We start from the raw sequence: 19,532 nt of genomic DNA on the forward strand, positions 1-19,532 counted from the left end.
CCGCAATAAAATTCTCAGCAAAAAAGCAAGTGAGAGATCCTCACTTGCTTTTTTTAGTGGCTATGATTTTTTGTGTTAATTACTGAAGAAGTTCTCTGTGAAATACGGCTGTGCTTTACCGTTGAATGCGACTCCGACACCTAAATGTTCATAATGGGATTGAAGGATGTTTTCCCTGTGCCCTTTTGAGTTCATCAATCCCTCATGGGCGAAGATGGAACTTAATTGTCCATAGGCTAAGTTTTCTCCTGCTGTACGAAAGGCTACCTGATCTTCTTCCATGCGGTCGAATGGGGATTCGCCTTCTAGATTGGTATGACTGAAATAGTTCTGTTCCGCCATGTCGAGACTATGTTTTCTTGCAGTGTCCCTGACTTGATCGTCCCAGGAGAGAGCATTTAACCCTTTTTCTACACGTGTAGCATTTGTGAGGTCAAAAAGCTGGAATTCAAATCCTTCTTTCAACTCGGGACTCGCTTCTGAATAGAAATTCTTCTTATTTGCTTCCAGGCTTTCAGCGATTATTTGTATGGCCGTGACGGTGTCATTTTCATGCTTGTCATAAAACACAGTTACGTAGCTTCCATCCACTTGATAGACGTCCTGTTCTCCATTGTTTTGGAGCTGATATAGAGTCAATCCTTTTCGGATATTTGAGAGTGGCTCACCGAGTTCATTCTGAACTACCTCTTTGGGTACCCCCATTTCAATACCCGATGAGGAGGAAAGGAGGTCTTGATTGGTATAAAGCCCATTAACCTGGTTATTTTCATCATAAGAAACCATTAAGAAATTACGGTAGTTTTCGTGATATGCATACCAGGAAACTCCGTATTCATTAGTGGATTGTCTCTTTGCTGCACCTAACTCCTTTTCAAGGTCTCCTTTTGATTCTCCCATTTCAATATTATAGATAGAGTAGCTTTTATCACTTGGTACTGTCAAAGCAGGTTTTTCTACAGATTTCTCTTCCTTTGTATCAGAGGGATTTTCGAGATCTCTAAAGGACTCGTCCAATTTAATGAGCAGAAGGTTTACTTCGTTGTACAGTTGATTGAAAGTGTCTTTCACTTTAGGACTGTTCTTTATTTCTTCAATCTTTGTGAGCACAGAATCGAATTCTGTTGCTTCGACTTTTTCTTCCCATGCGGGTTTTGATATATAGGCAAAAGCAACTATCATAATAAGAAAAAACAATCGTCTCAATTGCTAACACTCCATTCTATCTTCCATTGTATCCAATTTCATAAATAAGTAAAAAGGGAAATGCTTATTCACTATGTTCAGTACCCATTCTCAGCCATCTTCAATCAAAAGAACCTGTTTTAGTATGGTTGGCTCTGGGTAAGATAAAAGCATAGGCAGGCACGACAAACTTACATATAAGGGGAAATTCACAATGAAATTATCTCATGAAGAACGAATTCAGCTACATGAATTTAATAACTTAACGAAGTCATTAAGTTTTAATATGTACGATATTTGCTATACCAAGACCAGAGAAGAGCGTGAAGCGTATATTGAATATATCGATGAACAATACAACGCTGATCGGTTAACGAAGATCCTGACTCATGTATCGGATATTATTGGCGCACACGTCTTGAACGTTTCCAAGCAGGATTATGTCCCGCAGGGTGCGAGTGTGACCATCCTGGTTTCTGAAGGGCCGATAGTTGAAGTCCCTACGGAACATTTTGATGAATCACCTGGGCCACTTCCATCTACAGTTACGATGCACCTTGATAAGAGCCATATTACGGTTCATACGTATCCTGAGTATCATCCTCACGAAGGGATTTCTACTTTCCGGGCAGATATCGATGTCTCTACTTGCGGGGAAATTTCTCCACTTAAGGCGTTGAATTATCTTATTCACTCCTTCGACACAGACATCATGACGATGGATTATCGGGTGAGAGGGTTTACACGTGATATCAACGGACGAAAATTATTTATCGATCATGATATTAATTCAATTCAGAATTACATACCAGAGGAAATCAAAGATGAGTATGACATGATTGATGTAAATGTATATCCTCAGAATATATTTCATACAAAATGTAAATTGAAAGAGTTTGATTTAAATAATTATTTATTCGGCTATACAAAAGATAAACTGGATGAAAGTGAAATGGATGAAATTACAGATAAAGTGAAAATGGAAATGGATGAAATCTTCTACGGTAAGAACATATCTAAGCCGTAAAAATAACAAAAAGACACCACGTACGAATCCATTCGTAACGTGGTGTTTTTTGCTTGAAATCTCATTATTGTGAAAAATCAAAGGGAGAAGGGAAATGTACCTGTGTTGGAGAATAGGTAAATATGCTTGAATTAAAAAGGAGGAATAATGAATGAATTCACATGAAATCGAGTATAAATTGCATGGGGATGATATGCAGTTCGTTGAAATAGAATTGGATCCAGGAGAAAGTGCCGTAGCCGAAGCCGGCGGAATGATGATGATGGAAGACGGCATAGAGATGGAAACGATCTTTGGAGATGGTTCCAAGGGTAGTGGGACCGGGGGGTTTTTAGGAAAGCTTGTTGGTGCAGGGAAGCGTGTATTAACGGGTGAAAGCTTGTTCATGACCGTATTCACCAATGAAGGGAGGGGGAAAAAGCATGTATCATTCGCTGCTCCTTATCCAGGAAAAATCATCCCGGTTGATCTAAGTGAATTAGGCGGTAAAGTTGTCTGTCAAAAGGATTCCTTTCTATGTGCAGCAAAGGGAGTTTCTGTTGGGATCGATTTTCAAAAGAAATTAGGAACGGGCTTCTTCGGCGGTGAAGGATTTATTATGCAGAAGCTTGAGGGCGACGGATTAGCCTTTCTTCATGCTGGAGGGACGATTTATAGAAAAGAACTTCAACCTGGCGAAATGTTACGCGTAGATACGGGTTGCTTGGTGGCCATGACGAAAGATGTGGACTACAATATCGAGTATGTAGGGAAAATCAAATCTGCCTTCCTTGGCGGAGAAGGTTTGTTTTTTGCCACTGTCCGTGGACCAGGAACTGTCTGGATTCAGTCACTTCCATTCAGTCGCTTAGCTGAAAGAATTTATGCAAGTGCTCCACAGGGTGGTGGCCGTTCGACTGGTGAGGGTAGTTTACTTGGTGGAATCGGAGACTTTCTAAACGGGGACGACTGATTCACGGCTATACATAAAAAGCATTTCCATTCATGGAAGTGCTTTTTTTTACGCTTCACTGGGTATTCACCTATTTAGACCCCACATCATATGTTTAAATAAATGATGTGAAAGGGTGATTTCATGAAAGGAAAGGTTCGTCATTATTATGCTGGGGGGAATACGGCTAAAGGTTTTTACAGTCTATATGATTCGGTTTTAGATGGATTAGAGCGAATTTATATCCTGAAGGGTGGTCCCGGTACAGGTAAATCCTCATTGATGAAGTCGGTTGGAGAACGGTTTGAGGGAAAGGGGTTAGAAGTTGAATATTTACATTGCGCTTCCGACAATCACTCGATCGATGGTGTTCTCCTCCCTGAATTTGGGGTAGGCATTGTGGATGGGACGGCTCCTCATATTATAGAACCGAAAGCACCCGGTGTTATAGAAGAATATGTGAATTTAGGAGCGGCATGGGACTCAAAGAAACTTTTGAACCACAAAGAGGAAATTCTTGGCTTAAACGATAAAATTGCCTCATTCTTTCAGAAAGCATATGATACCTTTGCTGCATCACTGAGTGCCCATGATGACATTGAAGAGATATACATTTCCAACATGGACTTCACAAAGGCGAATGAATTGACAAGTGAGTTAATTTCACTCTTTTTTGAAGATAAGAACCTTTCTAAATCCTCTAAAGTCAAACATCGGTTCTTAGGTGCCGCGACTCCTGATGGAGCAGTTGACTACATTCAGAATTTAACAGAGGATGTCGATAAGCGCTACTTTATCAAAGGGCGTGCAGGGTCTGGAAAGTCAACGATGCTAAAGAAAATTGCTTCTGCTGGAGAAGAAAAAGGCTATGATGTAGAGGTATATCATTGTGGGTTTGACCCTAATAGTCTTGATATGTTGATCATACGAGAAAAAGGAATCGCTATTTTCGATAGCACTGCACCACACGAATATTTCCCGGATAGGGAATCTGATGAGATCATCGATATGTATGAAAGATGCATCACTCAAGGGACCGATGAAAATTATGCTGCCGACATAGAACGTACGACGAAAGCCTATAAAGATAAAATGAAAGAAGCAATCTCATATCTTAAAGAAGCCAAATGCCTTCGTGAACAACTTGAATCCATCTATATAAAAGCCATGGACTTTTCAATGGTGAATACGATTAGAGAGGAAATCTTTCAGGAAATATATGAAGTGATAAAGAAGTAGTATAGTGAGTGAGCAAAGAACGCGATGATCATTAGGTGATCGCGTTTTTATTTGGTTGAAAAAATACTATGTGGGTTAATTCATACTTAACATGAGTCATTCTAATTCGGGATCCTTTTTGTTCTTGCTTTTTCAACACTAAACCTTCACTATTAGTAGACAAGTCAAATCTCGTTTTAAGAAAGTAGGAATGATCAATGAATTCGTTTGATTCACTGGGACTATCAAAAAGTCTTCAGAAAACCTTATCTACTAATGGAATAAATAAACCGACACTCATACAAGAAAATGTGATACCGACCCTTTTGGAGGGAAAAGATGTTATGGCCAAGGCTCAAACCGGTACAGGTAAAACCTTTGCTTACGTTTTACCGATTCTTGAAAAAAGTAAATCAAACACACATCATATTCAGAGTTTGATCATTACACCGACACGTGAACTGGCTATCCAGGTGACAAGTGAAATAAGAAAGCTCACAACGAAAAACAAAGGATATAGCGTTCTCTCCGTTTATGGTGGTAAAAGCCATGAAGAGGAAATCAAGGAACTGGAACAGAGTGTAAATGTTGTTGTTGGAACTCCGGGACGGCTTTTGGATCATCTGAAAAGAGGGAATCTCGATCTATCTCATCTTATGTTTTTAGTCATTGACGAAGCAGATCAGCTTCTGCAAGTAGGTTTTCTAAATAAAGTCGAAGAAATTTTAAGGAAAACGCCAGCTCATCGTCAAACGATGTTATTTTCTGCGACGATACCTGCTGAAATCAAAAAAATGGCGCGCAAATATATGAAAACTCCCCAATTTATCGAGGTGGCAGAACCAGAAAGATCCACTTCCATTAATCAATTTGCCATTTTTACAGTGGACCGGGCCAAGCAAGACACAGTCATTCAATTAATAGAGGCATTTCAACCAAGTAAATCCATCATTTTTTGCCGAACGAAACGACGGGTGACGAAATTGTACGAAGTGCTGAAGTCAAAAGGATATAAAGTGGCTGAACTTCATGGAGATATACCACAAGAGAAGCGTGAAGTAGTAATGGAGCAATTTAGAACCGGTGATGTACCAATGCTGGTTGCGACTGACGTGGCTTCCAGGGGATTGGATATTGAGGGGGTCACTCACGTATTTAATTATGACATGCCAGAGAATGCCGAGACCTACATTCACCGAATTGGAAGAACGGGGAGAGCGGGTGAAACAGGCTTAGCTTATACACTCTATTCTTCTGAAGAAAGAAGCCTCCTGGACGGAATTGAAGCAGAGCTGAATAGTCGGATTCAAAAGCAAAACCTTGGGAATACCATTTCACTAAAGTCAAAAACGACCTCTAAGAAAAAGGGAGATAAAAGAAAAGGAAAAAGGAATAGCAAGGATTTGGAATCCCTGACAAGGGAAAAGTACGTTTTCAGAGATAAAAAAATGACAAGTAGAAAGTCTCCTGTATCTCAACAACAAAAATCTTCCGAGGGGACAGCAGTAGAAATGCAGTATGACTTTAAAGAGAGAAAAACAGGAAAAAAATCTTCCTCTCAATCTAGTAATCGAAAAAATAAACGATAAAACCATGCGTAGGCATGGTTTTTATTGTGCAAAAATATCATTGGAGATCCGAAAGTATATCAGAATAATAACGGGTGAAAAACTATATTATATCAGTATAATGAATGTCTATAAGTGGTTTTATGGTAGGATAATAAAGGGTATTGCTATGAGTAAAGGAGTTAAATAGATTAATATGAAATTAGTATCGTGGAATGTAAATGGAATTAGAGCGTGTGTAAAAAAAGGATTTTTGGATTACTTTGAACATATGGACGCAGATATTTTTTGCCTTCAGGAAACAAAGCTTCAAGAAGGGCAAATCTCATTGGAATTAGAGGGATACCATCAATATTGGAACTATGCGATGCGAAAGGGATATTCAGGGACGTCCGTTTTCACTAAAAAGGAACCACTGGCTGTCTCATATGGTATCAATGATGACCATATAGAGCCTGAGGGAAGGATCATTACATGTGAGTTTGATTCTTTTTATTTGGTGAATGTTTATACCCCGAATTCCAAAAGGGATCTGTCGAGGATCGGTGAACGTCTGGAGTGGGAGGATGCCTTACGGGAGTATCTTCTTGATTTGGATCAACATAAACCTGTTGTTCTATGTGGGGACCTGAATGTCGCACATACCGAAATAGATTTGAAAAATGACAAATCAAATCGGGGGAATTCAGGCTTTACAGATGAAGAGCGCGGGAAAATGACCATGCTTCTGCAGGGAGGGTTTGTCGATAGCTTTCGGTATATCCATCCAACAAAGGATGATGCCTTTAGTTGGTGGTCCTATATGAGTAATGTCCGTGAACGGAATATTGGGTGGAGAATTGACTACTTTATTGTGTCAAACCGTTTAGCACCTGCTATAAAGACTGCAGAGATCCACTCTGAAATACTCGGAAGTGATCACTGTCCTGTATACTTAGAGTTAGAGTAGTGCATAAAAGAAGTAGAGAAATTACATTTGCGGAGGGTAAAGGATGTTAAGAAAGAGATTGCTGCAGTATATCGAAGAATCGAATGGTAGCGTTGCTTTATTTCCACAGGAAAAAGAATATGCACTAAAGCATGGATTACTGGATGCTGACAAGATAGCGACACGGGAATCCGGTTCAAAATTTGAAGAAGCTTATATCGAGCGTTGCGTGAAGGAAACGGAAGAACTTATCGCACAAGAAACTTTCATGTTCCTCGATCAGCCGATCACCTACCTAAAAAAACATAAAAACGAGTTTGTCTTCCTGGAATTGGACTGGTTTGACGTGATTGGAGTGGAGGCTGTCTCGATAGAAGTGGATGACGTGTTTGGAACATATGATGCGATGCTGGGGTTGAAGCTTCAAAAAAAATATCGCAGTCAAATTGAGCATTACTTGGAAGATACCCTTAAAGGCCAATCATCTTATGACTTATTGTTTAATGGTGAGGATGGATTATGGGATTTAAACATTACTTTAAACGATCTCCCTGATTTTCATGAAGGACTGACAATGCTTGCTTCTTACGAGCTCATATACGATTTCCTTTTTCAACTTCTTCAAAAGGTGGATGAGGCTTAAAGAAAAAATCCCCCTCGTATTCATGATCGAGGGGGATTATTTTGCTCTTTTTCGTTTGATTGGTTCGTAGTTTATTAATATTCCTTCATAAACCAGCTTCAAATGTTGATGATTTCTGAAATCTTCTGGTGTAATTAATGCAGGAAGTTTATTCCACAATTTGATTCCTGAGCGTTGAAGAATCTCTGCCACAAATTGAGAACAGAAGTACGAGTTACTGAATTCAACAGGTTCATTCAATGATACCCCGAAAACCCCTAATAAATTATAGAGAAATTTAGTGCGACTCCTCTTAAACACATTTAAAACCCGCCTCATTTTTACTATATCCCGTTCCGTAACTTCTAATTGATAAATAACACATGTGGTACTGGGATATTTGCTGTAGGTTCCATGAAATATATCCTCTTTCACAAATCCTCCGCTAATCGGGTTGTTTGGATGTTTCCGCCCGAAACTGTATAGTTCGTTTAAGTCCCGGTCAAAGGAGATTGAGGCATGATTGTAAGGTGCTTTTGTATATTTCTTGATGGATTTGGTGAACAAAGTTCCCGTGTCTGTCAGTAAAATATATATATATTTACCCTGCATAGCTCATTCCCTCTTTTAAAGTAGTAGAAATTCCCATATCCTTAATTATACAGTAATTTTACCGATTGAAATATAGTCATTTAAATTAGGGGGAGAATGATGATGGAATCAGCCATTTGGACTTTATTTGTTATTTTTATCGGATTGGTCGTTGTGACCGTCCTATTTTTACAGATTAAGAGTAATCAAAGAGGAAGAGATTTCTCGCGACTTTCGTTACGGGTTAAAACCTGGTGGGGGATGTTTGTTGTCTTTTGTTTAGCTACCCTGTTTAATCCGATCGTATCCATGTTCTCCTTGATGATTCTCTGCTTTTTTTCGCTTAAAGAGTATTTTTCTATGATGAAAACGAGAAAAGCGGATCGAAGGATTTTCCTGTGGGCTTACTTATCGATCCCCATTCAGTTTTATTGGATTTATATTGGATGGTATGGAATGTTCATTGTGTTTATTCCAGTTTATGTGTTTTTGTTATTACCTCTGCCTCGATTATTGGGGAAGGGGACATTGGGGTTCCTTCGCTCTGTCAGCTCGACTCAATGGGGGCTGATGCTGATGGTTTTCGGGTTAAGTCACCTTGCTTATTACCAGGTTGCTAATCCAACAATTGGTGCGAATCTAGTGCTTTTTTTAGTTGTGCTGACTCAGGTGAGCGATATTGTTCAGTATGTTGTATCGATATACATCGGGAAGCGGAAGGTAGTACCGACCTCTAATCCAACCATTACATGGGAAGGCTTTTTGGCTGCTGTGTTGGTGACGACGGGCGTGTCCTATTTTATTTATCCTTTTTTAACTCCTCTAGATATGAAATTTGGAATCCTATCGGGCATGATTATCAGCATCACTGGTTTTTTTGGAAGCTTGACGATTTCTGTTTTGAAACGTGATCTCCTGATCGGTGATCAAGAAAAAGTTGCTTCATTAAAAGAAAGTTACCTAAATCGTGTCGACAGTTTAGCCTACACATCTCCCATATTCTTTCACATCATTCGTTACTACTTTGATTTCATGTGAAAAAGGTAAGAGGGGCGCACCTTGTGTAGGTCCGTCCCTCTTACTATCATCATTTATTACCAGGGCGCTTGCTGATTTCTTCTGTGACGACATGAGCCAAGTCATCATTTCCGAATAGGGAGAGGACACCCAGTAAAGTCGTGTCGGGAATTTCTTCAGACTCATCTTTAGAGACCGTTAAGTCAATCCCTTGCAATAATGCAGGATTTTCCCCTTGAGTGGGGTAGGCTTTCTGATAAAGGGCTGCAGGGTCAAGATCGTGATTCACACACCACTGGGCAAACACAAGAATCATCATATGCTCGTCCTTTTGATAGTTTTCAATGATTTTTTCTTGCATCTCTTTAGAATTCATTGTCATTCTCTCCTTAAACTTCATATCTGCTACTATTATAACGAAGTTTGGGGACCAAGCCCATTCATTTACTTGTTAAGCTGATTAAAGGAATACGTTTTTAAAATCCATCGATTTAGGTGTATAATAGGATGATGAAAGAAACTTGTTTCACATTGAAAGGAAGTTAGATAAATGAACATTACCAGTCATAGTGCCGAGGAACTGAAAGATCCTACCGGTATTCTAAATGGAGATCGATATGAAGTCATTCTTGATATTGAAGTACCTGAGGATGATGAGCTTTACAGAGAACAGGGTATTTACATAAAGGTCATTTTTGTTCGCGACGAGAACGGTTCCAGGATCGTCCAGTCGACCATTGTAGAAAGAAATACTGAGGCGTATCTTGACTTTGAATTAGAAGAAGATGAAGAAAGTCTCCTTCTATCATATTGTGAGGAAAATATCAGGTAATCGATATAAGCTGCACCCTCTACATTCGAAACCAAACGAATGTAGAGGTTTTTTTGTTATTGGTTCATTTATTTCCTCACCATAAACATCCCATTTTAACCCTTTCCTTCTTGCGTGACTGATAATTCAGAGATTTCAGTGTTGGCATGGAAATTGCATAATAATTAATTGAAAATAGATTAATAGAAGGGAGAAATGTTGATGAATGGTTATTGGGATAAAGCGAAGAAACTATTCATTGTTATAACTGTATTTGCAGTTATAAGCAGCATGGCAACTTCCAGTGCATTTGCCAAGAAAAACGAAAACAGCATCAAAGGGAGTCTATTGATTGTCGGAGGAGCTTTAGGCAGCAGCAACTCGGCTGTTTATGAAGAATTCATTAAACTATCAGGGGGTAAAAAGAAAGCGAAAATAGGAATCATCCCTTCTGCTTCAGGCTCTCTGAAGTCATCAAATCAATTTAAGGAAGATTTGATTTCCTATGGATTAGCAGAATCGGCTATTGAAATCCTTCCGCTATCTTCTCATGATTTCTCAGGGACAGAAGAAGACGAAAGCGAATGGAAAGATAACGCTCAAAAGAAAGAAATAACAAAAAAAATCAAAAAGTTGACAGGTATTTGGTTTGTCGGTGGAGATCAACTAAAGATCACAGACACATTAGTAAAGGGCAATGGAAAAAACACGAAAGCCTTAGATGAAATTTGGAAGGTTTACCGCAAAGGTGCCGTTCTTGGTGGGACAAGTGCAGGAGCAGCCATCATGAGTGATGTGATGATTACAGGCGGTGATAGTTTAGGAGGGCTTCGTCAAGAGTTTATTACGGAAGACTTATCCAATCTGGATGAAGAATATGCACCTGTCTATATTGAAAAAGGGCTTGGATTCTTTCAATGGGGAATTGTAGATCAACATTTTAATGAAAGATCACGTCTGGGTAGACTTGCGGCAGCAGCCATCCGCTACGAAACGAATAAAAAACATCTTGCCTATGGAATTGATGAAGACACAGCGATGGTGGTAAACAATGAAAAACAAACGATTTCAGTTTTAGGCAGAAGTAATATTACGGTAGTGGATGTATCTCAATCTACTTTAACAGGAAAAGAAATAAAGAACATTGATCTCAGTTATATTTCTCCTGGTGATGTGCTCAATGTGAAAACGAAAGAATTTCACATGAGCGAGGATAAGGTTGAAACAAGAGACTATGAATATTATAACTTTAGACCCCTATCGGCTACCGGAGTTCTATCATCTTATGGAACATTGCCACATTACCTGTCGTATTCCCTGGTGGACAATGAGGCGGTAAGTAAGATTAATAGTTATATTTACGATAGTGAAGGAAATGGCTTTGAGCTGGAGTTTAAGCAGACAGATGAAACAAACGGATATTGGGGTTATCAGGATGGTCAAAAGGACTCATACTCCCTATTGCATGTGGAAATGAATGTCTCACCTGTATCCGTTCATTTTCATAAGAAAGATCAGCTTTCACATGACTTTACTTCTTCCTCATTAGAAGTACCTGAAAGTTCTTTTGATCCTGAAACAAAGGGTAGCCTGGTAATCGTTGGAGGAGCTTTGGGAAGTAGTAATGAAGAAGTGTACAGCGAATTTATCAATCGGGCAGGGGAAAATGGGAAGATCGGGATTATCCCTGCTGCGAGTTCCAGTTTAAAGTCTTCACATGCATTTAAAGAGGATTTGTCATCTTTCGGTGTACCCCAAGAAAATGTCGACATTCTTCCTCTATCAAACCATGATTTTAAAGGGACGGAAGAAGATGAGTCTAACTGGATGAATAATAAAAACAATTCGGATATAGCAGAAAGTATACTGGAGTACGATGCCATTTGGTTTGTAGGTGGAGATCAAACGGATATCACCGAAACATTGTTCAACCAAGATGGAACTCAATCATTAGCTCTTGAAAATATTTGGGAGATCTATCGTAATGGAGCTGTTCTTGGCGGTACAAGTGCAGGAGCTGCAATCATGAGCGATGTGATGATTGCAGGTGGTGGAAGCTATGACACTCTATCAAAAGGCTTCACTGATACGTATGACGGCATGTCTCAACAAGAAGGCGGACCTGGATATCTTGAAAAAGGATTAGGATTCTTCCCGTACGGTATCGTGGATCAGCACTTTGATAAAAAAGCACGATTGGGACGTTTAATTGCAACCACTGCTGAGCATGGAGAAGAAAATGAATTCTCGTATGGGATTGATGAAGATACAGCGATGATAGTGGATAACGAAGCGAAAACCATTGAGGTAAAAGGTAGAGGCGGCGTTTCTGTAGTAGATTTGAGTCAGTCAGATCTATCACAAACATCGCATACGTATAAAAATGTACACTTATCATGGATTACCTCAGGGGATCAATTAAATTTAAACACGAAGGAATATGCGATCAGTAATCATAAAGTTTCAACAAAAGACTATGAATACTACGAATATATTGCTGCTCCCCATACAGGAGTATTAACTCCGCACCCTTCACTTGCAAATTATTTAAGCTATAGCCTTCTTGATAACTTTGGACAGGATGTAGTGAAAAGCTATAGTTTTTCTAATGATGAAGGATTTGAACTGACTTTCAAAAAAGGAGATCAATCGGAAGGCTTTTGGGGGTATAAAGATGGAAACAAAGATGATTACTCATATCTCAATGTGAAGATGGATATCGAACCAGTACAAATCTCGATTGAAACCAAATAATATTAAACGGAAAGCCTGGGCGGATTGACGCTCTGGCTTTTTTAAAATGAAACGAGTTTTTCATGTCATTTGTCGGTATATATGATTGATAGTATCTGTTATACTAGTGATAACAAAGTGCTAGCAGATGATAACAGGTAGATAGGGGAGGAGGGCGAACCTTGTCAGATCAAGGAAGAATGCAACTTAATGTAAGGGTTAATAAGGAAACATCAGAGAAACTGGATGAAATCGTTGAATACTATCAGCAAAACACGAAAATTGGAAGAGTTTACAAAGGTGATGTTTTAACAGATATTATCCATAAATCCTATGAAATCATGCAGAAGCAAAAGGCGATTCAGAATCGGAAATATTAGTATTTGTTAATGATGAATTTCATACGATTTTCTTGTCTATTCGGCGGGGGGATTCTTATACCGTTTGTATGAAAATGGGTATAATTTATGTCATACTATAAGTTACATAGTTAAAAAAACTGAAAGTAAAAGAGGTTATTTTATTGTGCAAATGCCGAAAAAGTTAATCAATATTCAAAAAGGTTCCGGAATTTCCCCGTACATATGGAGCATCATCAGCATCCTGCCATTTTATTTTATCTTTCAGTCCTCCTCTACAATTGAAATAGTTGTAGGGATTTCCTTGACCATCATGTTCTTTATTTCTTTACGATTTGCTTTTATTTCAAGAGATTGGCCGGTTTATTTATGGACATCGATTTTAATCGCGATATCCATTACCATGACCATTCAATTTAATTTCATCTATTTTGCTTTTTACATTGCCTACTATAATGGGAATATAAAAAATCGGGTGGCGTTTTTAACCCTATACATCATTCACTTGGTGTTAACGACGGCATCGATCAATTATAATTTTGTTATACAGGATGAATTATTTTTATCTCAATTTCCTTTTATTCTGATCATATGGATAAGTGTCATTCTGTTGCCGTTTAATATTTATAACCGAAATAAACAGGTGCAGCTCGAAGATCAGTTGGAAGATGCTAATAAACGTATTTCAGACCTGGTCAAGCAGGAGGAACGCCAGAGGATTGCCCGTGATCTACACGATACTCTGGGTCAAAAGCTTTCTCTTATCGGCCTGAAAAGCGATCTGGCCAGAAAATTGGTGTACAAAGATCCAGAGCAGGCCAGAAGCGAATTAAAGGATGTTCAGCAAACCGCACGAACGGCTTTAAGTGAAGTTAGGACAATGGTATCTCAAATGAGGGGAATTCGACTAAAAGACGAAATCGTCCGGATTAAACAGCTATTAAAGGCAGCGGAAATTGATTTCGTCATGGATGATCAGGTCATGCTGCCCCAGACATCACTCTTTCTGGAAAATATCTTGAGCATGTGCCTAAAAGAAGCCGTTACGAATGTTGTCAAACACAGCATGGCTTCTTACTGTGAGCTAATCATAGAAGAGTCGGATAAAGAGATGACCATCATAGTGAAGGACGATGGTATGGGGATTCAGGGAGATTACACTCAGTCTAAAGGCAGCGGCTTAATCGGGATGAGAGAACGGTTAGAATTTGTTAATGGGAGCTTAGACGTTTTTTCAGAGAATGGGACCACATTGATTATGAGAGTACCGAAAGTAATCAAGCAAACAGACAGGGAGGGAATGGAATGATTCGAATTGTTATTGCAGAAGACCAAAGAATGTTATTAGGTGCCTTAGGCTCGTTACTTAGTTTAGAGGATGATATGGAAGTGGTTGGAAAGGCAGGCAATGGAGAAGAAGCCATTGCCCTCGTCCACGAGCTGCAGCCGGATATTTGTATCATGGATATTGAAATGCCCAAAAAAACCGGTCTTGAAGCAGCAGAGGAATTAAAAGGCGAAAATTGCAAAGTGATTATCCTGACAACCTTTGCCAGGTCCGGTTATTTCCAACGTGCATTAAAAGGAGGCGTGAAGGGTTATTTGTTAAAGGATAGCCCGAGTGAAGAACTGGCGAACTCCATTCGTCTTGTCATGGAGGGGAAACGTATTTATGCACCAGAGCTCATGGACGATGTGTATAGTGAAGAGAACCCCCTGACTGACCGTGAAAAAGAAGTGTTGGAGCTGGTTGCTGACGGGAAAAACACGAAGGAGATAGCCGATGAGCTTAGCCTCAAAACGGGTACCGTCCGAAACTACATCTCAACCATACTCGACAAGCTTGAAGTGAAAAATCGAATCGAAGCCATCACTCAATCAAAAGAAAAAGGATGGTTTAAATGATGGGCAGGGACGGACCTCCATGTTGGAGGTCCGTCCCTGCTTTAAGGTGGATTTTGTTTTACTCTACTCTATTGGTTGTATATTTATACGGTTCTAACAGTCACTTGATTTTCCTTTACAAGATCTTTAATCGGAATGAATTCCATTTAATTTTTCATAGGAGGTATCCGTTGCTATGATTGGTTTTGTATAGAAAGGGCCAATGGGAAAATGATGAAAGGTTTTCTTTTTGCTGTTGACAAGTAAAAGAATCATGGTACGATAACATCGAATACAAAATTTCATAAGACGATCCACTAGGGGTGCCTTCTAAAAGGCTGAGATTAAAGTGTGACTTTAAGACCCTTTGAACCTGATCTGGTTGAGACCAGCGTAGGGAAGTGGTGTTTGACGGTCACATAGAATTGAATTCTATCAAACTGATCTCAAGCCACTTTCTGTATGCGGTATGCATAATGAAAGTGGCTTTTTTTATTGCCCATTTCGGGTCGTCTGGAAAAGGAGAAAGATACTATGTCATTTACAGCGTACTTAAGAAACGAAGTGAAGGAAATTTGGGAAGCGAGTTTTCACCATCCTTTCGTAAAAGGTATCGGGGATGGAACCCTTCCCCTTGAAAACTTCAGGTACTACATTCTGCAGGATGCCTATTACCTCTCACACTTTTCAAAGGTGCAGGCACTTGGTGCGGCCAAAGCAACAGACTTACATACTACATCGAGAATGGCAGCACACGCTGTGGGGACAAATGAAGCGGAGCTTTCACTCCATGAGAATTTCTCAAACCGTTTAGGGATTACGGAAGAAGAAAAACGGCTGTTCAAGCCCGCTCCTACGGCTTATGCCTATACGTCGCATATGTATCGATCCGCACAATATGGAGGACTGGCAGATGTTCTTGCGGCCATACTCCCCTGTTACTGGTTGTATTATGAGATCGGTGAGCACTTGAAATTATGTACACCCAAGGAAGGTATTTATCAGGAGTGGATCGCAGCTTATGGTGGAGAATGGTTTCGGGAGTTAGTGGAAGAACAGATTCAGCGATTGGATGGATTGGCTGAAACGATGACGCAAACAGATAAGGAAAGAATGAAAGAGAATTTCATTTTGAGCAGCATTTATGAATTACAGTTTTGGGAGATGGCATACACACTTGAGAAGTGGCCGTTTCAGACATCTCTAGGTAAAGAAGGTACAATACATGTCTAATTTAAAGCTGACGGACATTTTAGTAACGGTCGTGATCTCCATAGGTTTTGGAATTATATATAAGCTATGGGGACCGGTGTACAACTTTTTAAAGCCATTTGGATTGCATGCTGATCAATTGATCTATGGGATGTGGTTCATGGCGGCAACCGTGGCTTTTTTAATCATTCGGAAACCTGGCGTCGCACTTCTGGCAGAGATTGCAGCATCTTCAGGGGAATTTCTCATGGGAAGTGAATGGGGCCTCGAGGTACTCCTATTCGGTCTGATTCAAGGTTTGTTTGCAGAGTTGATTTTCCTTATCACCCGCTATAAGCGTTATGATGTCATCATCATTTGTACAGCAGCTGTGGGCTCAGCAATTGGCTCAATTCTGATGGACTATGCTAAAGGGTACATGGGAGACCTGGTTCTGTGGAATTTATCACTTTTTATTGGTGCCAGATTAATAGGATCCATCGTGATAGCAGGCATCGGAGCCTTTTATCTCGTTAAGGCTCTGGAGAAAACGGGGGTAACCAGTTTGGTCAGACGTGCGGACCAAAAAGATTATGATGCCCTGAACCAGTAAAGGAGGGAAAGACGATGCATATTGAAAATCTGCGCCTTACATTTTCCGGTTCAGAGAAACTGATGTTTAAAGACATAAGCCTTTCGATAGAAGACGGGGAAAAGGTATTGCTACTGGGGCCATCTGGTTGTGGAAAATCCACACTCCTCCAGGTTTTATCCGGTGTGATACCCCATTCGATAGATGTGCCGATGAAAGCGGACTCGATTGAGCGTCCTGAATCCTTCGGATATGTCTTTCAAGATCCGGACGCTCAATTTTGTATGCCCTATGTAGATGAGGAAATTGCCTTTGTTTTGGAGAACAAGCAGATACCAAGAGACGAAATGCGAGAGATAATTAACGATCTGTTAGAGAAAGTGAATTTAAGTCTGACGTATTCACATACAAAAATCTCCTCTCTATCAGGGGGGATGAAGCAAAAATTGGCCATTGCTTCTGCTCTTGCGCTCCATCCCCAAACACTATTTCTGGATGAGCCTACAGCCATGTTAGACGAAGAAAGCACCAAATCTGTATGGGAAACAGTGAAGACGGCATGTAAAGATAAAACGTTACTTATCGTTGAGCATAAGTTGACTAACGTATTGGAGATCATTGATCGTATTATTCTATTCGATGTGAATGGAAGGATAGTGGCTGATGGTCCAAAGGCTCACATTTTATCACATTTCAAGGAAACATTGAAATCAGTAGGGGTATGGTATCCGGAGGCGTGGAAAGATTATCTTTCATCCCACCCTCCGGAGAAGGTTGCCCCGTTTGGAAAAAAGAATCTAAAGCTAGAGAACTTCAAAGGGTATGTACAAAAAGAGGAGAAGATCCATCTTCAAAATGCCGTCTGTTTTAGAGGTGAATGGATTGCAATCACCGGAAAGAATGGAGCAGGGAAATCAACATTACTCCACAGTCTCATGAAATTCATCGAAACGACCGGGACGTATGAATTATATGGAAGACAAGTAAAAGGAAAGAATGTTCCAGATGAATGTACGTTTGTTTTTCAAAATCCCGAGTTTCAGTTTGTGACACACAGTGTGTTTGATGAAGTTGCGTATACCTTTCGTCGGGGGAAAGTGGATGAAGGAAGATTGGAGGAAAAGGTGCATGCACTATTGAAGCGATTCAAGCTTGATCCATACAATCATCATCATCCCTATCATTTATCCATGGGGCAAAAGCGCAGGTTAAGCGTCGCAGCGTCACTTGTCAGGAATAAAGATATTCTATTATTGGACGAACCTACCTTTGGCCAGGATTCACAAAATACGTTTGCGTTACTTGAGATGCTACAAGACTATCAAAAAGAAGGATCCACCATTCTGATGGTGACACATGATGAAAATATCATCACTCACTTTGCATCCAGAGTATGGGTCATTGAAAATGGGCGTCTCACCAAGGATTTCCATAATGAGATTGCAGGTAGTAAAGCAATATGAATATGGAACTCGAGCATAGAGAAACCTGGCTTCATCAAATCAATCCCAGCTTCAAGCTAATGACCTTGATCGGGCTTTTTGTATTCCTGCTTTTTGTTCATTATCTTAACTGGTTGTTATATTTAAGCTTTCTCTTTTTTCTCCTGTTATGGGTGTTCTCAGGTTATTCCTATAGAACCGTCAGTTTAATGATCCTACCCTTTTTCCTTGTTTTCATTTCTACAGCTTCATCTATGATTTTATTTGGGAAAGGTGAAACAACATGGATGAAATTTGGATTGATCCACATTACCGAAGAGAGTTTTTATCGGGGGATCCATGTAGGGTTGCGTACCATTGTATTCGCTATATTGGGATTATTATTTGCCCTTACAACGAGACCTGTGAAGCTTTTCTACTCCCTCATGCAGCAACTGGGATTAAAACCAAAGTATGCGTATAGTTTTATGGCCGGATTCAGATTAATCCCCATTATGATTGAAGAATTCTTCACGATACGAAACGCCATGAGAGTCAGGGGAGTTGAAGAACAAAAAGGAATAAAGCACGTATTCCATAAAGTGAAATCGTATTCCATTCCCCTGCTTGCCCAGAGCATCAGAAGAGCCCACAGAATTGCAGTAGCCATGGAAACAAAGGGGTTTGAAGGAAGTCGGCAACGAACCTATTTCTACAAAGTGACCTTTTCGAAATATGATGGATACTTTTTTGTGAGCATTCTCTTCATGATTGTGCTCAGTTATTATTTTTCTACCCATATACCTATTTTTCCGACGGGGGATGTTCGCTATGGGAATTGAAACGAGAAAGCAATTACATGTGATTTCAACGGGAAAACATTCAGTGGAAGAATTCGTGAAAATTTCGAAATCCATTTATCCGTATCTCGACATGCTCCATCTTCGCGAAAAGCAGTGGACGGGGAAAGAAATGGCTATGGCAGTTGATCGACTAGTAGCAGCAGGAGTTCCCTTAACAAAATTATGTGTCAATGATCGGGCAGACATTGCCTTTATGAAGAATGTAAGAGGGGTGCAGCTAGGCCATCAAAGTGCTGATATCAGCTTAGTGAAGAGTGCCTTTCCTTCCTTACAGATTGGTGCTTCTGTACATTCCATTGAAGAAGCACAACAGGCAATGATTAGCAGAGCGGATTACCTGCTATATGGAAATATCTATTCTACCTCTTCAAAGCGTAGTATGCCTGGCAGAGGCTTGGCAAGCTTAGAAAAAGTGGTTCAATCCGTCCCGATTCCCACTATTGCCATAGGAGGCATTACACCTGAACACGTATGTGAGATTACGGGAACCGGAGCAAAAGGGATCGCCGTCTTATCAGGTATTTTGCTTTCAAAAGATCCATTAGAGGCAGCCCGATCCTATTATAAACAATTACACAGGGGGTGACGTAG

At 40.0% G+C, this 19,532-nt stretch carries 20 protein-coding genes and 1 riboswitch; of the genes, 17 read left to right on the forward strand and 3 right to left on the reverse strand.

Features of this window, described 5'->3' with window-relative positions; genetic code table 11:
- Positions 1 to 75: 75 nt before the first annotated feature.
- Positions 76 to 1,206, reverse strand: a complete 1,131-nt coding sequence (locus ACQKFO_RS04095; RefSeq protein ID WP_427597032.1) for a CAP domain-containing protein — start codon at positions 1,204 to 1,206, stop codon at positions 76 to 78.
- A 193-nt stretch (positions 1,207 to 1,399) separates the two neighbouring features.
- Here ACQKFO_RS04095 and speD point away from each other — a divergent pair, with 193 nt between their 5' ends.
- The 6 genes from speD (at position 1,400) to ACQKFO_RS04125 (ending at position 7,500) form a co-directional block, all read left to right on the forward strand.
- Entirely contained in the window at positions 1,400 to 2,212 is an 813-nt protein-coding gene (gene speD / locus ACQKFO_RS04100) for an adenosylmethionine decarboxylase (RefSeq protein WP_148993965.1), read from the forward strand.
- Between the two features lie 151 nt (positions 2,213 to 2,363).
- A complete protein-coding gene (locus tag ACQKFO_RS04105) occupies positions 2,364 to 3,164 on the forward strand; it encodes a TIGR00266 family protein (protein ID WP_148968901.1) in 801 nt (266 codons plus the stop codon).
- Between the two features lie 123 nt (positions 3,165 to 3,287).
- Positions 3,288 to 4,382 carry a PRK06851 family protein gene (locus ACQKFO_RS04110; protein WP_427597033.1) on the forward strand — a complete coding sequence of 365 codons (1,095 nt, stop codon included), beginning with the start codon at positions 3,288 to 3,290 and terminating at the stop codon, positions 4,380 to 4,382.
- Between the two features lie 197 nt (positions 4,383 to 4,579).
- On the forward strand, positions 4,580 to 5,950 hold the full coding sequence (locus ACQKFO_RS04115; RefSeq protein ID WP_427597034.1) for a DEAD/DEAH box helicase: 1,371 nt from the start codon (positions 4,580 to 4,582) through the stop codon (positions 5,948 to 5,950).
- 175 nt (positions 5,951 to 6,125) lie between these two features.
- Positions 6,126 to 6,878 (forward strand): exodeoxyribonuclease III, encoded by a 753-nt coding sequence (locus tag ACQKFO_RS04120; protein ID WP_427597035.1) that lies wholly within the window; start codon positions 6,126 to 6,128, stop codon positions 6,876 to 6,878.
- 43 nt (positions 6,879 to 6,921) lie between these two features.
- Entirely contained in the window at positions 6,922 to 7,500 is a 579-nt protein-coding gene (locus ACQKFO_RS04125; protein WP_427597036.1) for a branched-chain amino acid aminotransferase, read from the forward strand.
- A gap of 36 nt (positions 7,501 to 7,536) precedes the next feature.
- Here ACQKFO_RS04125 and ACQKFO_RS04130 read toward each other — a convergent pair whose 3' ends face one another.
- Positions 7,537 to 8,091 carry a hypothetical protein gene (locus ACQKFO_RS04130; protein WP_427597037.1) on the reverse strand — a complete coding sequence of 185 codons (555 nt, stop codon included), beginning with the start codon at positions 8,089 to 8,091 and terminating at the stop codon, positions 7,537 to 7,539.
- Positions 8,092 to 8,331: 240 nt separating this feature from the next.
- Here ACQKFO_RS04130 and ACQKFO_RS04135 point away from each other — a divergent pair, with 240 nt between their 5' ends.
- Positions 8,332 to 9,108 carry a phosphatidate cytidylyltransferase gene (locus tag ACQKFO_RS04135; RefSeq protein WP_427597788.1) on the forward strand — a complete coding sequence of 259 codons (777 nt, stop codon included), beginning with the start codon at positions 8,332 to 8,334 and terminating at the stop codon, positions 9,106 to 9,108.
- A 49-nt stretch (positions 9,109 to 9,157) separates the two neighbouring features.
- Here the strand turns inward: ACQKFO_RS04135 and ACQKFO_RS04140 are convergent, their stop codons facing one another.
- A complete protein-coding gene (locus tag ACQKFO_RS04140) occupies positions 9,158 to 9,463 on the reverse strand; it encodes a hypothetical protein (RefSeq protein ID WP_427597038.1) in 306 nt (101 codons plus the stop codon).
- Positions 9,464 to 9,637: 174 nt separating this feature from the next.
- Here ACQKFO_RS04140 and ACQKFO_RS04145 point away from each other — a divergent pair, with 174 nt between their 5' ends.
- From ACQKFO_RS04145 to ACQKFO_RS04190, 10 genes are all read left to right on the forward strand, one after another.
- The gene (locus ACQKFO_RS04145; protein WP_427597039.1) at positions 9,638 to 9,919 is read left to right on the forward strand and encodes a DUF6509 family protein; all 282 of its coding nucleotides are present in this window, start codon (positions 9,638 to 9,640) and stop codon (positions 9,917 to 9,919) included.
- A 201-nt stretch (positions 9,920 to 10,120) separates the two neighbouring features.
- Complete coding sequence (locus ACQKFO_RS04150) at positions 10,121 to 12,652, forward strand: cyanophycinase (RefSeq protein WP_427597040.1); 2,532 nt, start codon at positions 10,121 to 10,123, stop codon at positions 12,650 to 12,652.
- Positions 12,653 to 12,813: 161 nt separating this feature from the next.
- Positions 12,814 to 13,011: a hypothetical protein gene (locus ACQKFO_RS04155; protein ID WP_148968911.1), complete on the forward strand. Its 198-nt coding sequence runs from the start codon at positions 12,814 to 12,816 to the stop codon at positions 13,009 to 13,011.
- Positions 13,012 to 13,162: 151 nt separating this feature from the next.
- On the forward strand, positions 13,163 to 14,299 hold the full coding sequence (locus tag ACQKFO_RS04160; protein WP_427597789.1) for a sensor histidine kinase: 1,137 nt from the start codon (positions 13,163 to 13,165) through the stop codon (positions 14,297 to 14,299).
- The gene (locus ACQKFO_RS04165; RefSeq protein ID WP_148968912.1) at positions 14,296 to 14,895 is read left to right on the forward strand and encodes a response regulator transcription factor; all 600 of its coding nucleotides are present in this window, start codon (positions 14,296 to 14,298) and stop codon (positions 14,893 to 14,895) included. The genes ACQKFO_RS04160 and ACQKFO_RS04165 overlap by 4 nt, the downstream gene beginning before the upstream one ends.
- Before the next feature lie 288 nt (positions 14,896 to 15,183).
- Positions 15,184 to 15,291: riboswitch (TPP riboswitch) on the forward strand.
- Between the two features lie 117 nt (positions 15,292 to 15,408).
- Entirely contained in the window at positions 15,409 to 16,107 is a 699-nt protein-coding gene (gene tenA, locus ACQKFO_RS04170) for a thiaminase II (RefSeq protein WP_427597041.1), read from the forward strand.
- Positions 16,100 to 16,678 (forward strand): ECF transporter S component, encoded by a 579-nt coding sequence (locus ACQKFO_RS04175; RefSeq protein ID WP_427597042.1) that lies wholly within the window; start codon positions 16,100 to 16,102, stop codon positions 16,676 to 16,678. Before tenA ends, ACQKFO_RS04175 begins: the two co-directional genes overlap by 8 nt.
- 14 nt (positions 16,679 to 16,692) lie before the next feature.
- The gene (locus ACQKFO_RS04180; protein ID WP_427597044.1) at positions 16,693 to 18,120 is read left to right on the forward strand and encodes an ABC transporter ATP-binding protein; all 1,428 of its coding nucleotides are present in this window, start codon (positions 16,693 to 16,695) and stop codon (positions 18,118 to 18,120) included.
- Entirely contained in the window at positions 18,117 to 18,920 is an 804-nt protein-coding gene (locus ACQKFO_RS04185; RefSeq protein WP_427597045.1) for an energy-coupling factor transporter transmembrane component T family protein, read from the forward strand. The genes ACQKFO_RS04180 and ACQKFO_RS04185 overlap by 4 nt, the downstream gene beginning before the upstream one ends.
- Entirely contained in the window at positions 18,910 to 19,527 is a 618-nt protein-coding gene (locus tag ACQKFO_RS04190; RefSeq protein WP_427597046.1) for a thiamine phosphate synthase, read from the forward strand. The genes ACQKFO_RS04185 and ACQKFO_RS04190 overlap by 11 nt, the downstream gene beginning before the upstream one ends.
- The last annotated feature ends 5 nt before the right edge of the window (positions 19,528 to 19,532 follow it).

Origin of the sequence: Rossellomorea sp. NPDC071047, from assembly GCF_050270195.1 — a bacterium.
Taxonomy (GTDB): Bacteria; Bacillota; Bacilli; order Bacillales; family Bacillaceae_B; genus Rossellomorea.

What these genes read in the sequence shown, in the direction of transcription:
- speD (WP_148993965.1), top strand. Translation starts at nt 1,400, where the DNA reads ATGAAATTATCTCATGAAGAACGAATTCAGCTACATGAATTTAATAAC.
- ACQKFO_RS04105 (WP_148968901.1), top strand. Translation starts at nt 2,364, where the DNA reads ATGAATTCACATGAAATCGAGTATAAATTGCATGGGGATGATATGCAG.
- ACQKFO_RS04110 (WP_427597033.1), top strand. Translation starts at nt 3,288, where the DNA reads ATGAAAGGAAAGGTTCGTCATTATTATGCTGGGGGGAATACGGCTAAA.
- ACQKFO_RS04115 (WP_427597034.1), top strand. Translation starts at nt 4,580, where the DNA reads ATGAATTCGTTTGATTCACTGGGACTATCAAAAAGTCTTCAGAAAACC.
- ACQKFO_RS04120 (WP_427597035.1), top strand. Translation starts at nt 6,126, where the DNA reads ATGAAATTAGTATCGTGGAATGTAAATGGAATTAGAGCGTGTGTAAAA.
- ACQKFO_RS04125 (WP_427597036.1), top strand. Translation starts at nt 6,922, where the DNA reads ATGTTAAGAAAGAGATTGCTGCAGTATATCGAAGAATCGAATGGTAGC.
- ACQKFO_RS04130 (WP_427597037.1), bottom strand. Translation starts at nt 8,091, where the DNA reads ATGCAGGGTAAATATATATATATTTTACTGACAGACACGGGAACTTTG.
- ACQKFO_RS04135 (WP_427597788.1), top strand. Translation starts at nt 8,332, where the DNA reads ATGTTTGTTGTCTTTTGTTTAGCTACCCTGTTTAATCCGATCGTATCC.
- ACQKFO_RS04140 (WP_427597038.1), bottom strand. Translation starts at nt 9,463, where the DNA reads ATGAATTCTAAAGAGATGCAAGAAAAAATCATTGAAAACTATCAAAAG.
- ACQKFO_RS04145 (WP_427597039.1), top strand. Translation starts at nt 9,638, where the DNA reads ATGAACATTACCAGTCATAGTGCCGAGGAACTGAAAGATCCTACCGGT.
- ACQKFO_RS04150 (WP_427597040.1), top strand. Translation starts at nt 10,121, where the DNA reads ATGAATGGTTATTGGGATAAAGCGAAGAAACTATTCATTGTTATAACT.
- ACQKFO_RS04160 (WP_427597789.1), top strand. Translation starts at nt 13,163, where the DNA reads ATGCCGAAAAAGTTAATCAATATTCAAAAAGGTTCCGGAATTTCCCCG.
- ACQKFO_RS04165 (WP_148968912.1), top strand. Translation starts at nt 14,296, where the DNA reads ATGATTCGAATTGTTATTGCAGAAGACCAAAGAATGTTATTAGGTGCC.
- tenA (WP_427597041.1), top strand. Translation starts at nt 15,409, where the DNA reads ATGTCATTTACAGCGTACTTAAGAAACGAAGTGAAGGAAATTTGGGAA.
- ACQKFO_RS04175 (WP_427597042.1), top strand. Translation starts at nt 16,100, where the DNA reads ATGTCTAATTTAAAGCTGACGGACATTTTAGTAACGGTCGTGATCTCC.
- ACQKFO_RS04180 (WP_427597044.1), top strand. Translation starts at nt 16,693, where the DNA reads ATGCATATTGAAAATCTGCGCCTTACATTTTCCGGTTCAGAGAAACTG.
- ACQKFO_RS04185 (WP_427597045.1), top strand. Translation starts at nt 18,117, where the DNA reads ATGAATATGGAACTCGAGCATAGAGAAACCTGGCTTCATCAAATCAAT.
- ACQKFO_RS04190 (WP_427597046.1), top strand. Translation starts at nt 18,910, where the DNA reads ATGGGAATTGAAACGAGAAAGCAATTACATGTGATTTCAACGGGAAAA.